The 15,421-nt window shown below is 59.7% G+C and carries 12 protein-coding genes and 1 tRNA gene; 5 read left to right on the top strand and 8 right to left on the bottom strand.

Annotation, left to right across the window (positions count from 1 at the left end; all coding sequences use genetic code 11):
- Positions 1–131 precede the first annotated feature (131 nt).
- From EOW68_RS04460 to EOW68_RS04450, 3 genes are all read right to left on the bottom strand, one after another.
- Positions 132–2,126, bottom strand: coding sequence for a S9 family peptidase (locus EOW68_RS04460; protein WP_128223982.1), 1,995 nt, complete (start codon positions 2,124–2,126; stop codon positions 132–134).
- Between the two features lie 87 nt (positions 2,127–2,213).
- Complete coding sequence (locus EOW68_RS04455; protein ID WP_128223981.1) at positions 2,214–2,885, bottom strand: class I SAM-dependent methyltransferase; 672 nt, start codon at positions 2,883–2,885, stop codon at positions 2,214–2,216.
- A gap of 581 nt (positions 2,886–3,466) precedes the next feature.
- Positions 3,467–3,541 (bottom strand) — tRNA-Arg (locus tag EOW68_RS04450).
- A gap of 164 nt (positions 3,542–3,705) precedes the next feature.
- Here EOW68_RS04450 and EOW68_RS04445 point away from each other — a divergent pair.
- The gene (locus tag EOW68_RS04445) at positions 3,706–4,323 is read left to right on the top strand and encodes an RAD55 family ATPase (RefSeq protein WP_128223980.1); all 618 of its coding nucleotides are present in this window, start codon (positions 3,706–3,708) and stop codon (positions 4,321–4,323) included.
- 7 nt (positions 4,324–4,330) lie between these two features.
- On the opposite strand, the gene EOW68_RS04440 is transcribed toward EOW68_RS04445, so the two are convergent.
- Both EOW68_RS04440 and EOW68_RS04435 read right to left on the bottom strand, forming a co-directional pair.
- Positions 4,331–5,455: a THUMP domain-containing class I SAM-dependent RNA methyltransferase gene (locus tag EOW68_RS04440; protein WP_128223979.1), complete on the bottom strand. Its 1,125-nt coding sequence runs from the start codon at positions 5,453–5,455 to the stop codon at positions 4,331–4,333.
- 1 nt (position 5,456) lies between these two features.
- Positions 5,457–5,792 carry a DUF5798 family protein gene (locus tag EOW68_RS04435; RefSeq protein ID WP_431358739.1) on the bottom strand — a complete coding sequence of 112 codons (336 nt, stop codon included), beginning with the start codon at positions 5,790–5,792 and terminating at the stop codon, positions 5,457–5,459.
- A gap of 81 nt (positions 5,793–5,873) precedes the next feature.
- Here EOW68_RS04435 and EOW68_RS04430 point away from each other — a divergent pair, with 81 nt between their 5' ends.
- Together EOW68_RS04430 and EOW68_RS04425 are read left to right on the top strand one after the other, a co-directional pair.
- A complete protein-coding gene (locus tag EOW68_RS04430; RefSeq protein WP_128223978.1) occupies positions 5,874–6,488 on the top strand; it encodes a rubrerythrin family protein in 615 nt (204 codons plus the stop codon).
- Between the two features lie 166 nt (positions 6,489–6,654).
- Positions 6,655–9,384 (top strand): CARDB domain-containing protein, encoded by a 2,730-nt coding sequence (locus EOW68_RS04425; RefSeq protein ID WP_128223977.1) that lies wholly within the window; start codon positions 6,655–6,657, stop codon positions 9,382–9,384.
- 51 nt (positions 9,385–9,435) lie between these two features.
- On the opposite strand, the gene EOW68_RS04420 is transcribed toward EOW68_RS04425, so the two are convergent.
- Positions 9,436–10,581 carry a nicotinate phosphoribosyltransferase gene (locus EOW68_RS04420; RefSeq protein WP_128223976.1) on the bottom strand — a complete coding sequence of 382 codons (1,146 nt, stop codon included), beginning with the start codon at positions 10,579–10,581 and terminating at the stop codon, positions 9,436–9,438.
- A 258-nt stretch (positions 10,582–10,839) separates the two neighbouring features.
- Here EOW68_RS04420 and EOW68_RS18460 point away from each other — a divergent pair, with 258 nt between their 5' ends.
- A complete protein-coding gene (locus EOW68_RS18460) occupies positions 10,840–12,072 on the top strand; it encodes a ferritin-like domain-containing protein (protein WP_431358738.1) in 1,233 nt (410 codons plus the stop codon).
- A 77-nt stretch (positions 12,073–12,149) separates the two neighbouring features.
- Here the strand turns inward: EOW68_RS18460 and EOW68_RS04405 are convergent, their stop codons facing one another.
- The gene (locus tag EOW68_RS04405; RefSeq protein WP_128223975.1) at positions 12,150–13,439 is read right to left on the bottom strand and encodes an Hvo_1808 family surface protein; all 1,290 of its coding nucleotides are present in this window, start codon (positions 13,437–13,439) and stop codon (positions 12,150–12,152) included.
- 123 nt (positions 13,440–13,562) lie between these two features.
- Here EOW68_RS04405 and EOW68_RS04400 point away from each other — a divergent pair, with 123 nt between their 5' ends.
- Entirely contained in the window at positions 13,563–14,135 is a 573-nt protein-coding gene (locus EOW68_RS04400) for a cysteine hydrolase family protein (protein ID WP_128223974.1), read from the top strand.
- Between the two features lie 39 nt (positions 14,136–14,174).
- Here EOW68_RS04400 and hmgA read toward each other — a convergent pair whose 3' ends face one another.
- Positions 14,175–15,386: a hydroxymethylglutaryl-CoA reductase (NADPH) gene (gene hmgA / locus EOW68_RS04395; RefSeq protein WP_128223973.1), complete on the bottom strand. Its 1,212-nt coding sequence runs from the start codon at positions 15,384–15,386 to the stop codon at positions 14,175–14,177.
- Positions 15,387–15,421 lie beyond the last annotated feature (35 nt).

Genomic DNA, 15,421 nt, shown 5'->3' with positions numbered 1-15,421 from the left:
ACCTCAGATGGATAGTCCCGGGCGAACTGAGTGGTTGAGGGGAGATGTCCGTATTGGCCCAGCTTTCTATCTATAACCGTCACACCGCCTTCGTCTGACCCGGGGTATCCAGACACTCACACGCCAGTTTCTTAGTGGCCGCGATGCTCCAGATCATAGCTCTCCGATAAGTCGAACGGGGGAAGGTCATCGTCGGGGTCGAATCCGAACACCTCGCCGTAGAACGCTAGTTCCGCCTCGTGAGCGCGTTTCCGGGACTCCGCACGGCGGAATCCGTGCTGTTCGTCTTCGAACACGCGGAGACGGTGCGGGACGTCATTCGCGGAAAGCGCCTCCACCATCTCTTCGGCCTGTGAAAGCGGCACGACTTGATCGTCCTCTCCTTGGAGGAGGAGTACGGGGGCCTCGATGCCGTCAGCGTGGTGGACTGGCGACCGGGCATCGTATGTGTCGGCCATCTCGGGGTACGGCCCGACCATCTGGTCGAGGTACCGTGACTCGAACTTGTGCGTGAGTTCGGCGAGGCGCGTGAGGTCAGCCACACCGTAGTAGCTCGTCCCCGCTGCGAACACATCGTGAAACGCGAGTGCCGACAGGACGACGAACCCACCGGCGCTTCCGCCCCTGATGGCCATGCGATCACCATCGACTCGCCCGGTCTCGGCCAGATGCTGCGCGGCGTCGATGCAGTCCTTGACGTCGGTCATTCCCCACTCGCCGTACAGCGCCTCACGATACGCCCGACCGTGTCCGGTCGAACCACGGTAGTTCACGTGAACGACAGTAAACCCGCGGGACGTGAAGAACTGCGTGCTGAGGTGGAAAGCCGGAAGCACCGCGCTCGTCGGGCCGCCATGTACAAACACGAGAACTGGCGGACACTCGTCGGAAGGTGCATCTACGTCCGGATTGGCCGGGTGGTAGACGAACGTGTGGGTTTCCGACCCGTCTCGCGTCGGGACGCTGGTGTGCTCCGGCACCGACACGTACTCCTCGTCGAGTTCTACTTCGTTCCCGAGTCGTAGCACGGTCGACTCCGCCCCGGGCGACCAGCGAACCAGTCGCGGCGGCGTCGCGGGGCCGCTGGCGACGAAATAGAGGGACGAGCCGTCCGATCGAAGTCGCGGCTGTCCGCGCTCTCCGAACGCTGCAAACGGCAGGTCTGTGACTGTTCGATCCCCATCCGGGGTGATCAGTTCGAGTGTCTGTTCCCCGTCGCGAATGACGACCACGGCAACCTGCCCCTCGTCAAGGAACGCGTACGTGGCAAGACCGAACGCCCACTGCGGAACGCCATACTCCGCTTCTTCCTCGCGGTAGGGCACCCAGTCGTCACCATCTCGTCGGTAGAGATTCCACCAGCCCGTCCGGTCAGAGATGGCGTGGAGCGTTCCGTCGGGGCGCCACGCCGGTTGGAAGACCGACTCCTCGGAGCCGCCCATGACAACGCGCTCGTTCGAAAGCGTTCCGTCGTCATCTACGTCGGCGACGTGGAGTTCGGTGCCGTCCCACGGCATCCGCGGGTGATCCCACGTGAGCCACGCGAGCCGGTCACCGTCCGGCGAGAGCGTAGGCGCCGCATAGAAACCGTGGCCTGATGCGACCACTACGGGTTCCTCGTCCACGTCGGGTGTGAGCCGTACCAGAGAAGTCACCGGCTCGTCGACAGCTTCCTCGACATTAGGCGCATCGTGATCCTCCCGGACGCAGTAGAGATGGTTCTCGTCGGAGGAGATTTCGAAGTCCGCATATCGCAACCCGCGGTCGGTCTCGGGCTCTGGCGTGATTGGTGTCGGCTCGCCGTTCCGTGGCTGTCTGTAGACGCGTTGGTCGCTGAATCGCACGAAGAAGACGACATCATCGTGTACGGCAAAATCACCACCCCCGTACTGGTGAACGAGAGTGCGGACGTTGACGTCGTCAGGCGTCACGTCTCGAGTATCTTCACCGTCGTGACGCACGACGACGCCACGGCCGTCTTCGGCTGGCCGTGCTTCGCGCCAGTAAATGGTATTGCCGTCCAAATCAGTGTGACCGAAGTCGATCCCGCCACTGGCAACCATCTCGGCGGAGATCGGCGATGACCACGCGCCGTACGGAGTCGAGCGCTCTTGATCGCCGCTCATTGTCAGAGCCTTTCGGCTCACCCTCCCAAGAAGTTTTTTAGATGCTTGGGGACGGTAAGCAGTTGCTGTACGTTTCGAGGTGCTCTATTAAATTGGTGTATCGGCGGTTGTTGGTGGGCAAGCGGTGATACCAGTGAATGGTGGGAGACGCCACCGTCGGTCAGAGATGACCTCCAGATTTGACTGTCTGACCACTGTCGTTGGATCCTCATACAGTCGGCAGCCGACTCGCTCATATTCGCCCTCGTGCATTCGTTCTGTGACTCTGCCAAACACAGGTGCTTTCCATTTGTGATGTTCTAACAGTCGAATCTGTCCGTCAGGTTTGCAGACTCGCCCCATCTCGTTCAGCGCCTCGGTGGGATCTGGAAAGGTACAAGTCGAGAGCGATGAGATGACGTGGTCGAACGAATCGTCCGCAAACGAGAGCCGTTGGGCATCCATCTGCTCCAGTTCGACTTGCCGACCGAGGTCGTCTGCCCTCTCGCGCGCGAGAAGGAGCATAGGTGTACTGATGTCAATCCCGACGATTTCAGTTGATTCAGGAAGATGGGGGAGGTTCTCGCCAGTGCCACAGGCAACGTCGAGGACGCGACCGGTGGCATCCCCGAATTGGTGGCGGCGGGTACGCCGTTCGATACGGCGCTTGAGCCAGTGTCTCTCGACATAGCTCGTGGCTTCTTCCTCGTCGTAGGCAGCTTGAATCGCCTCAGTTGATTTGGTGGATCGGAAAGGAGGGTCATCCGGTGACTCGGCCATATTTTGTCAGATTGTATGATACTTATGCATAAATTAGTGTGATCCGACGGACGAGGGTTCTCATCCCTCATCGCCGGGCACCTCCGCGGTGTTAGGCTGAAAAAAATTTCTCCCGCTTGATCCGCACCGCCGGCACCGCCACGGCGACCGGATAGATCTTTGACCCCCGAGCCCGTATTGCAGCACGAGACCCGTCTCAAATCCAATTTTTAGGCATTTACCCCTGTTCGGAGCCATAACTGCACGTGCCTTCGAGACGGTGGTGCCCCATCTGGGCCATCCCGCGTGCCGACGGACATCATAATTGAAATCTTACACTTTCGCGCGCATAAAAGGGCAGGGCACCCGAAACGTGCGTGAAAAAGGGCGGATTTCGGCCGGGTCTTGATTGGCCGTTGACCCTTCTAACCGGGATACTACTCGGGCAGCCTTACACATCAAAACTACGATACTTTTCGCAGAAAGTTGCGGGACGTGACGGGGTCAACCCGTCGCGGGTTGAAATCACTTCTCTGATGGACTGATATGATTTATAAACGCCCCTACGCCGTACGGACAATCTAGAACAACCCGTCTGGAAGTGGGCGCTGCAGGATTTGAACCCGCGACATCTTGGTCCGAAGCCAAGTGCTCTGTCCAAGCTGAGCTAAGCGCCCGCATCCGCAACAAACCGGCGTTGGAATAAAAACTCCCCGGTTCGACATCGATATCAGGAGTCCAGTCAGTAACAAAAAACCATATATATATGCTGGCCAAGATAACAGACGAGAGAAAGGGATTGGCTCGCTGATCCGTGTCAGTCTCCAAAGGGAACATTGCAATGTACGAACTTGGTCCGGCGTTCGATAACAAATCTGTCGAGGAAGGGACGAATATTCTCATCTCTGGGCCACCACTAAGTGGCAAGCGACGTCTCATGATGGAGGGGCTTGCTCACGGGGCGAACAGTGGTGAGGGGGCCGTCATCGTCACGACCCGGGATAGTTCAGACCGGGTTCTCACGGATTTCCGATCGCTACTGGAGAATCCTGAGGACGCTCACGTCGGTGTTGTCGACTGTGTCACCCAACACCAGGGACGGTCGACCAACGATACGGAGCTGGTCAAATACACTTCTTCCCCGGTCGACATGACGGGGATCGGTATCAAATTCTCAGAGTTCGTCGAAGAGTTTTACACCGACCGCCAGGTCAGACACAACCGCGTCGCGATCGATTCGCTGTCGACGCTGCTCATGTACTCCGATCTCCAGACTGTCTTCCGGTTTATGCACGTTCTGACGAGTCGGATCGAAGATGCAGAGGCGATCGGGATCCACGTCATCGAGTCGAACGCCCACGACGCGGAGACGATGAACACCCTCAAACAACTGTTCGACGGGATGGTCTCCGTCGACGAAGACGAAAGCGTTAGCTTCCAGTTACCGGAACCCGCCTAATCGGCGGCTATTCGATCACGAGAATACTCGTTTCGAGTCGTCCACGACGCATTGGGATCGTTTCACTGATTTCGATTGGTACCAACTCCTCGCGTGCGGTGTGTACGACTGCTCGCTCCCAGCTACCAGCCTGTAAATTCTCGAAGAAGGCATCGTACAGTACCCGCAACTCCGTGTTCGTCCGGATCCCGAACGGCAGGTCTGTCACGACGACATCTGTCTCTATGTCGATCACCGTCGCATCCTCCGTCGAAACTGTAATGCTGTCCAGAATGTCGGCCTCTCTGGCGTTCGCTCGCGTCGCCTCCACGGCACCGTCGTCGATATCCAATCCGGTGACTGCCGGGCGGGTTCCGGAATCTGTATCGCGCTGTAACTGGTGGTATCGCTGGGGATCGAGAAACTGGAACGCCGTCAGTGCGGGGTCGTGGTTCAGTGTTGGCGACAGATCCAGCGAGGTGAGTGCTGCCTCGATCGGGATAGTGCCACAGCCACACATGGGGTCGAGAAGTCGGTCTCCCGGCTGGTAGCCCGCGTACTGGCACATTGCGTAGGCGATCGTCGGGCGGAGTGAAGCCTCGTGCTCCCGAACGCGGTACCAGCGCCTGTGGAGTGAACGCTGTCCGGTCGCATCGATCGCGACCGTTACAGTGTTGCCTCTGACGATTATCCGGAAGATCAGATCCGGATCGTCGAGATCGACCGCCGGGCGTGGTTGACCCTGGCTCCGATACCGGTCGATAATCGCCTGTCCGAGTTCCCGTTCGACGTCCGGACTCCCAAACGAGTGCTCACCACGGCGTTTCGCCCTGACTGCAAAGGATTGCTCGCTACCGAGGTAGGCCGGTATAGCCAGTCGTCCGATCAGGGCCGTGAGATCGTCCAGTGTCTCGAAGGGGGTCCTGACGAGTTCGAGCATGATCCGGTGGAGCGACCTGGCACGCGCGTGGAGTGTGTACACAGCCGCGATGTCGGCGGTAAAACGGACCATCCCGGGGTGGGTTACTGTAGCGTCTGCGCCGGTGAGGGCTTCGATCTCGTCGATCGCCACCGCTTCAAGATCCCTGTTGGTCGTCGCGAGAAACACCCACTCCGTTCCGGCGGGCGGTTCGGGCCGAGACTCGATAGACACGTTACTGCTCGTCAGACCCTGTTGCAGATGGACGACTTGTCGCTACATCGTTGCTCTCCGGATCTGTCCCGTCCGCTTCGTCTCCGAGTAACCGCTCCGGGTACTCGACATCCGCGAGAATCGCCTCGATGTCGAGCCCCTGTTCCTCGGCCAGCCGTTCGATGAGGGCGCGCTGTTCGGCCAGTTCCATCTCGATGTGATCGACCTGATCGCTTGTCGTGGCGAGATCCGTCTGTAGTTTCTCGATCTTTTCGATCACTTCGTTGATCTTCTTGTAACTCTCCTCGGCGACTTTGATGACGCGTTGGATCTTGTTTTTGGTCCCGGTGATATCCATACCAAGCGATATGATGGGTGGCTTTGTGGGTGTTTCGGCATAGAGCGAAAGAGACTACGCCCCTGCGGTCGATGATGGAGTATGGACGGACCCGACTTTGTGGATCGAATCGAATCGGATCTGCAGACGGAACTATCACGACTCGGCTCGTCGAAATCACTGTACGCAGACACTGTTGGCGAGATGGAGCCCGAGGCTGTGCTGACCGCCGCCGCGAACGCCGCTGCCCACGCCAGTGACACCTTCGCGCAGTGGGCCGGGAGTACCGAGCAGGATCTATTCACAGATGCGAACAGCCGAGTCGCCGACCAGTACGACGAGATCGTCGGCGAACTCGACGACCACGAGCCGGGCGAGCCACCAGCTGCCGCTGTGAGTCTCCGAGAGGCACAGTCCACACCCGAACGGCTGGGAGCGACCGTCGGCTGGACACTCGTCATGGAACGAAAGAGCACCCAGTCGAGTGGCTTTTTCACTGGCCAGGCCAAGCCACAGACCGCCAGCATCTTCCGATCGTTCGGTGACGCATACGAGACAACGCGCGAGGAGGCACTTTCGGCACTCGAAGCTGTCTGCGATTCAGAGGAAGAGTGGGACCGCGCGGTTTCGGCAGCGACAGCGGTCGTGGAAGCTGCCTACGACGAATACTTCGAAACGCTCGAAGAGCTCGGAATGAACCCCAAGCCAGTCTGCTAAGATTCAGGTGGTGCCGGATCGAGCGATAGCTGTAACTTACCCCCAGTTACAGACGATCAAACTGTCTCCGCCTCCCGATTACCTGCTACCCAACAGTCGACAATTGAGCCCAGCTTACTCAGTATTTGATCTATCTAACAATTTTGCTGCGAAATGGAGCTATTGCATGGATAGGACGAAAGCAGTCGCCGTCTTGCTTGCAGTCGGTACTGTATTTGCTGCATTATCGTTTGTTGGCGCCCCGACTATCGCTGGCACTGCTAGTGCAAACCAGTCAAATCTAGAGGTCAACAGTGTTTCGATCAGTGAGGACACGTTACAGGAGGGTGACTCGACGGAGATCACTGCAGAGGTAGAGAACACGGGAGTCTTTTCCGATACCTTCTCGGTGCAACTGGAGGTCGACGGGAGTACGGTACAGTCGACGAATGTCTTCATTTCGGGTTACAGTACGACAGAGGTGACCTTCGAGGAGACGTTCTCTTCGCCCGGGGAGTACAGTATCAGCGTCAACGGTGTCTCCGGTGGGACGGTAACTGTGGGGGAGCCTGCCTCGTTCGATGTGACCGACGCGTCACTCGGTACGGACGAGATTGCCCCGGGAGAATCCGTCGAGACGACTGCGACCATCGAGAACACGGGCGATCTGGAGGGGAGTTTCGATGCCGAACTGGAGGTCGATGGTCAGACAGTTGATTCCGAGCCAGTCACAGTCGACGGTGGTGAGTCGACGACAGTCTCGTTCGACCGGAGCTTTTCGGATATCGGCAGTTACGATGTCAGCGTCAGCGGCGAAACGGCCGGGACGGTAACTGTGGGGGAGCCTGCCTCGTTCGATGTGACTGACGCGTCACTCGACACGGACGAGATTACCCCGGGAGAATCCGTCGAGACGACTGCGACCATCGAGAACACGGGCGATCTGGAGGGGAGTTTCGATGCCGAACTGGAGGTCGATGGTCAGACAGTTGATTCCGAGCCAGTCACAGTCGACGGTGGTGAGTCGACGACAGTCTCGTTCGACCGGAGCTTTTCCGATGCCGGCAGTTACGATGTCAGCGTCAGCGGCGAAACAGCCGGGACGGTAACTGTCCTGGAACCCGCCTCCTTCGAGGTGACTGACGCGTCCCTCGCGAGCGCCGAGATTGTCAGAGGAGACGCTGCAGAGGCCACTGCAACCGTGGAGAATACGGGCGATCTGGAGGGGAGTTTCGATGCCGAACTGGAGGTCGATGGTCAGACGGTCGACTCGCAGTCGGTCACAGTTGCCGGCGGAGAGTCCGAAGCAGTCTCCTTCGATCGGAGTTTCTCGGAAGCGGGAAATTTCGATGTGAGTATCGGCGGAGTGGACGCTGGCACCCTCGATGTACTCACTCCGCCTGATATCGAGGCGACGACGCTGGAGGCGACGCCAAATCCAGCACTCGAGGGGGAAACTGTCGATATCGTGGCGACGCTGGACAACGATGGGGAGGCGACCGGTGAGTTCGAGGCCGAACTCCAAGTCGGTGGCTCCACTGAAGAGACGCAAACAGCTACCGTCGACGGCGAATCCTCGGAACAGGTGAGTTTCGAGCGGAGTTTCGCCGAGGCGGGTGAGTACAGCGTTCAGGTCTCCGGTTCCGAGACTGCCACAGTTACCGTCGAAGAGCCTGCATCGTTCACCGTGACAGATCTCTCACTCGCGAGTGACGAGGTCGTCGCGGGCGACTCCGTCGGGATTACTGCAACCGTGGAGAATACGGGGGACCGGGAGGGGACCTTCGATGCCGTACTCCAGATCGACGGCGAGACTGCCACGTCGAACTCGGTCACTGTCGGTGGCGGTGAGTCGACAGATGTCAGCTTCGATCCGAGTTTCGACGAGGCCGGCGAGTACCGTATTCAGGTCCCTGACTCCGAAACAGCGACTGTGACAGTCGACCAGCCAGCGACGTTCGAGGTCTCCGAGTCGTCGATTTCCAACTCCGTAATCCTCGAAGGTGACACGGTCACGATCTCCGGGACGGTGACGAACGTCGGTGACCGGAGTGGTGGCCACAGTACCGAGTTGACCGTCGATGGACAGGACACAGGAACACAGCGGGTGGAACTCGGTCCGGACGAGTCGACGACAGTCTCGTTTCAGGAGCGTTTCGACACTTCCGGAAACTACGATATCAGCATCGACGACAGCTCGGCTGGAGAGTTGCGCGTCGACCAGCCCGCCACGTTCGAGATCGACGATGCAACTGTCAACAGGAGCCAGACGATAGCGCTGAACCCCATAGCAGTCAATTTGACTGTCTCGAATGTCGGTGATCGAGAGGGTAATTACACGGCTGGACTCACGGCGAACGGTGAGACAGTGGCTGGACACGAGTTGACGATCAGTGGCTCGTCGAGTGAATCGAGAACGTACACCACAACGTTCGACGAACCCGGGGAGTACGACCTCGCCGTCAATGGGACTCGGGCTGGAACCGTCGCCGTAGCGGAGCGACCGGAGTTCGAGATTCGAAACGTCTCGATCCCCGCCGATCTGGTCGCTCCGGGTGAACAGACCACGGCGGAGTTCGTCGTCGAAAACCCCAGTAACTGGACGGTAACCCGATCGATCAACGTTACGGCCGGCAGCGAACCGGTCGGGGCAAAGACCGTCACTCTCGACTCCGGCGAACGCCGTGAAATGGCTGTGAAGTTCGAGGCCGCGGAGGGTGAAATCACCATCCAGGGAATAGAGGCAGGCTCTATCGAACTCATTCGGCAACCCCAGGACGGGACGACCGAGACAGACGACGATAGCGAGTCGACGAGCATGGTTCCGATCATACTGACTCTGTCAATGCTCGTTATCTTCGGAGGAATTGGGGGGGTGTACTACCTCAGAAAGCGGGACGAAATTGACAGGATCTGAGAGACAGCGTTTGAGTGCTATCGGCCTGTTGCCGAGACTGGAACTATCTCTCTACTCACCGAATCCGACGCGCTCTGCGTCGTCTAGCGCCCGCTTTGCTGCCTCGTCGATATCGAACGCCCGGACGACTTCGCCGCCTTCGATCAGGGGTTCGAGGAGGGGTTCACCGTTTTCCGGTCCGTCCCGGTCGGCGAGCCCGATGTGGTGTGTCCCGTCCGGTGTCCGGTACACCTGTTTTTTTCCGTCCAGTTTCCCGCGTTTTGCGGCGTGTTCACCCTCGAGTTCGACGATATCGAGAGCAAAGTCGAGTGGGTCTGCGTTGCTCACGTAACTCCCGACACCGAACCCTTCGGCGACGTGACGGAGATTCCGGATGCTCTCGGGATCGATACCGCCACTGGCGAAGAGGCCGACATCCTCGTGTCCCCGGGCGTCGAGTTTCCAGCGCAACTCGTCGAGAATCTGTCGGAAGTCGCCCCGCCGCGAGGAGGTCGTGTCGATCCTCACACTGTCGAGGTCCTCGACTGCTTCGATGGCACGGATCGACTCTTCGACCTCGTCAGAGTAGGTGTCACAAAGTGCGACTCGGGGGACTGCCGAATCGACAGCCTCGTCGAAGGCCTGCCAGGCCGCCTCCTGATTGGTACGACCGAAGCAGATGACCAGTGCGTGGGGCATCGTCCCGCCGGCCTCACGGCCGATCACGTCGCCTGCAGCGACGTTCGAGAAGCCATCGAGGCCACCGACGAGCGCCGCCCGTTCGAGCATCGCGGCCATCGATGGGTGGACGTGTCGGCTGCCGAAACTAAACACCGTCGAGTCGGGCGCTGCAACGCGTGTTTCCAGTGCTGCTGTCGCCATCCCGGTCGCGTGGGAGAGAAATCCGAGCAGTGGGGTTTCGAGTCGACAGAATTCGAGATACGGCCCCTCGATTCGCATCACCGGCCCGCCGTCGAACAGCTGCCCCTCACGGAGTGCGTGGACGTCGATCTCCCGCCCTTCGAGCAGGGTTGCTGCATCCTCGATGCCGGCGAAGAGATGCCAGTCGCCACTGGGAAACTGGGAGGCAGTGACGTCGGCGACGACGTGGGGATTCTTTCCGGCATGTTCCAGCGTCTCGACCGTGCGGTCGAAGTACGCATCTGTTGCCCGTCCCGACGCGATCGCCTCCGGTGAAACAATATCGAACTCCGTCATACCCTACCGTTCTCTCTGTTCTGTTGAAAAGATTGTGTTGAACTGTCCGCTGGTGATTCTGTCTGTTTTGCGACCGTGTTATTATCTAGCGTATGTATGTCAGCCTATACTTACTGCAGAAATGAATCAAATAAGCCAGACTGCGCGGCTGCGTAACCTCTCTTAAATCCAACTTTATCTTTATATTTCGCCTCTAAGATCGTACAACTAAATTCAAGATGGTTTATAACAATTCCCCTCCGCGTCGGTATAGCGCACGTGGTAGATAACAACGCGGACGACAGTGACTCAACGGAGAATGGTCTATTTAACAACACCCGCCGCCAGTTCGTTGCGGGCTCTGTTGCCCTCGGTGGGATCGCAGTCGGAACAGGACTGACTGTTCCGTCCCTCGCCCAGGATGCTGATGAGACACCTCCGGAACCGATTCAGAACGAGTTCGAAGACGACACAGATCTTCTCAACTTCGCGCTGACACTGGAACGTCTCGAAGCCGAGTTCTATCGACAGGGGCTCGAAAATTTCGACGAGTCGGATTTCCCTCCCAGTGAGGGGGCCAGTGAGGATCTCGACGAGGAAACAGAAGACAGTGAGGTCGGCAACGAGACAGAAGACGATGCAGTTGGCAACGAGACAGAAGATAGCGAGGTCGGCAACGAAACAGAAGACGGTGCAGTTGGCAACGAGACAGAAGATAGCGAGGTCGGCAACGAAACAGAAGACGGTGCAGTTGGCAACGAGACAGCAGACAGTGAGGTCGGCAACGAAACGTCGGACGATCAGGTCGGTAACGAGACCGAAGACGACGGGATGGGTGAAGATACGGACGGGACCAGCGACGGCGAGAGCGGTGCGGACACCGATCAGGCCGCCGGTGAGGAGACCGAGGAAGCCGAAGAGCCCTACGGTGAACTTCAGACGATCCTGGCCCAGGAAGAAGAGCACGTCGAAACGCTCGAAACTGTCATCGAGGAAGGGGGCGGTGACGTCGCACCGGAGCCGGAGGTAGAGTTCGGCTCGGCCGTGGAAGATCCCATGGAGTTCCTCGGAACGGCGATCCAGCTCGAAGATATCGGTGTCTCGGCCTACGCAGGTGCCGCGCCGTTCATCCAGAACGACGACCTGGTCGCCCCCGCACTCAGCATCCACAGTGTCGAAGGCCGCCACGCAGCGTACGTCCGGTCGCTGATGGGCCAGACGTCGTTCCCGAATACGTTCGATCAGGCCCGATCCCGATCCGAGGTTCTGGAGCTTGCGGGTCAGTTCGTCACTAATATCGAAGAGTTCGAGCCCGAGGAACCTGCGGCGGAAGACGAAGACGAGGACGAGGACCAGGGAACTCCGGAGATCAGTATCGAAGAGTTCCAAAACCAGACGGAAGACGGTGAGGTCGGGAACGAAACCGACGGCGGTATCGGAAACGAGACTGATGATGGTGTCGGCAACGAGACCGACGGAAACACGACTGGCGAGAACGCTACGGACGCGTAACTCCCCAGTCACCAATACCAGCTCTGCTTACCGACCAGCAGTCACGCCCTGACGCGGGGCAGGATACGGCCCCGATCTCAGGTGCCGTGAATCGCCGACAGTGAGTTCGTCGACGGTCCCGAGACGATCCGGACGGTATCCCCGTCCACAGTGAGCCGGTACGCGCCGGCGTACGGGCCGTCCTCGATGACGAACCTGTCTATTCCTCTCTCTAGTCCACCGTGTTCGTCGAGTAGTTCGCGATAGGCGTCGGCAAACTGCGCTGCGTTGCTGTTCGAATCCCAGGCAATCTCCCAGACGTAGCCAAACTCCCCGTCGGTTCGGTACGGGACGAACCGGTCACCCTCCCAGCCGGTCGTCACCGGGTGTTCGTACGTCCCCGACCGATCCGGCTGGATGATGCCGTTGGATTCGAACATCGCGAAAATCGAGACCACACCCACTGTGTCACCCTCTGGATGCTGGTCGAACCGATCCCACTCACCGGACGAACGGTCGGGAATGGTGACATTCTGCGGCGTATCACCGGGATACCGCTCCGGATCGATCGTCTGTGCCGTGCTCTCTGGCGGGTTCTCGTGGGCCTCGTTGACCGCCTCCCAGCCGCCATCCGCTTTGAGCTGTTCGACGAAACCGACTCCCTGTCTGTACGGCTGTGTGATTATCTGTGCGATACCAGGGTCGAGGGGGGTCGCCTGACTCGCGTCCACCTCCGGGCGGATGCAGGACCACTCACTGCCACAGCGATCCAGATACAGCTTCGGGACGAGTTCGGCCTCGCCCTCGATGAGTGTATCGTAGGCAGCCTGCCGGTCACGGGTCTCCTGGCCGAAGGCGAGGCCGAACCGCTGGTCCTGGAGTGCGTGGGTCAGTTCGTGGACGAGGGTATTCTTTCTGACTGTGGGTGTCTCGGAGTCACTGACGATGACGATACTGTTCTGTCCGGGCTCGTAAAAGCCCTGGACGGAGCCGCCGAAGGCCTCGTCGAGTACGTCCGTGGCGTCCCGGTCCTGCCCGACGATAAAGAGTCCACGCCAGATCTGGTTTTCCCAGTCGGGGCGGGTTGGGCCTGTGACGCGGTCGACGTACTGCTCGCGGTACTCTGATCGGTTGACGATCGTCACGTCGACCGGTTGCCTGTACTCCAGATCACGGACTACTTCGATCCGGGCCATCGACCGGTTGACGAACTGTTCGAGTTCCGCCTCGGTGAAGCCGTCGGATGGATCGACAGCGAGGTCGCTAGTGGACGTCACATTCCCGACCTCGCCGAGACCGTCTTCCGGGGCCGACCCCGGCCCGCCGGGAACGGAACTGCCACAGCCAGCCAGCACGACGACGACCACGACGAGGAGGAGACGTTTCATGGAAGTTGGATGTTGGTCTGTCTTCGGTCTCGACTACCAAAAATCGCCTGTTCAGCGACGATTGACCGGCCCACCGCCAGCCCGAGCGCAAATTTTCTGTGAGAGCAGCGATAACAGGCTGGCATGAACCTCGACCCAGAGTCTACAGCGGTCGTTGTTGTCGACATGCAAAACGGCTTCTGTCACCCCGACGGGAGTCTCTACGCGCCCGGCAGCGAGAACGCAATCGAGCCGTGTGCCAGCCTGGTAGCACGCGCCCACGACGCCGGTGCGGCGGTCGTCTACACTCGCGACGTACACCCGCCCGGGCAGTTCGAGGACGCACACTACTACGACGAGTTCGATCGATGGGGCGAACACGTCGTCGAGGGCTCCTGGGAGACAGAGATCGTCGACGAACTCGACGTTGCAAAAGAGGATCTCGTCGTCGTCAAACACACCTACGACGCGTTCTACCAGACGGAACTCGAAGGCTGGCTCGACGCACACGGGATCGACAACCTCGTCTTCGGCGGGACGCTGGCGAACGTCTGCGTTCTCCACACTGCGGGCAGCGCCGGACTGCGGGATTACCGCCCAGTTCTCGTCGAGGATGCGATCGGCTTCATCGAGGAAGACGACCGGGAGTACGCACTCGATCACGCCGGCTGGCTGTTCGGGGAAGTCAACGAACTCGACGAGATCGAGTTCGCCTGACTCGCGGTCGTCCCTGCTTCCTGATTTTTGATGACGCAGTTACCGACCGAGTTCTTCGTGCGCACTGGAGAGATGCCGGGAACAGAATGCGGCGACGAGTGAGAGTTCACCGGCGAGTGCACCGACTGCGATGAGTTCTGCGAGTGCATCGGCGTTCGCTCCGGCGGGGTCACCGCCGCCGGCGATACCGAGAATTTCGAGGCCCTCCTGTTGCGTATCGAGTTTGGTCCCACCGCCGACGGTTCCGAGTTCGAGCGAGGCAAAGGAGATGCTCGCGTACAGTTCGTCCTCGCGGGCCTCCATCGTCGTGATCGCGTTTGCACCCTCGACGACCTGCGCTGCGTCCTGTCCCGTGGCGAGAAAGACGGCTGCGACAGTGTTTGCCGCGTGTGCGTTGAACCCCAGACTGGCAGCCTTCGCACTGCCGATCAGATTCTTCCTGGTGTTCCCCTCGGCCATCGCCTCCGGTGTCGTGTTGAGCCGGTCTTCGACCAGTTCCCGGGGAATCGTCACGTCGGCGGTTACCGACCGTCCGCGGCCCTCGATTGCGTTGATCGCTGCAGGTTTCTTGTCGCTACAGAGGTTGCCCGACAGCGCGACGAGTCTGGCCGGTGTCTCGGCCTCGACGACCTCTGTCGCCTCTCGGGTGGCGATCGTCGCCATGTTCATCCCCATCGCGTCTTTGGTGTCGTAGACGAAACGCAGGAAGACGTTGTCGCCGACGACGTAGGGGTTGACAGCCAGCAGTTCACCGTGACTCGTCGTCGATTCGGCAGCCTCCCGAAGCTGGTCAGTGTTGTCGTCGACCCACTCGACGACCTCTTCGGCTTCGGCTATCCCTGCCACCTGGAAGACCGGGGCGCGTGTCATCCCCGAGTCGGTGACGCGAGCGGTTCCGCCGCCGCTGTCCCTGATCGCCGAGAGCCCACGGTTGACACTCGCGACGAGAGCACCCTCCGTCGTCGCGAGCGGGAGGTAGTACTCCCCGTCGGCAGCGCCGCCGTCGACGTTGACGGGGCCAGCGATCCCCAGCGGAATCTGGGCTGCACCGACCATGTTCTCGATGTTCGCATCGGCATCCCCGGCGTCGAAGGTGTAGTCTCCGACTGCATTCAGGTCGGCGTCCGTCTCCCGTTTGACGAGGACGCGTCGTGCCTCGGCGGCGGTCTCGGCGTCTGTGTGGTCTTCGAGTTCGTACAGTCGCAACTCCCCCGACTGTATCCTGTCTGCGAATTCCTCGGCGTCGGTCATGCGTTGAGGATGACGGCCGACCACTGTAAGCGCAC

It is taken from the genome of Halovenus amylolytica, assembly GCA_004015825.1.
Taxonomy (GTDB): domain Archaea; phylum Halobacteriota; class Halobacteria; order Halobacteriales; family Haloarculaceae; genus Halovenus; species Halovenus amylolytica.
The sequence above is the reverse complement of the archived record's forward strand: the minus strand, read 5'-3'. Positions and strand labels throughout refer to the sequence as shown.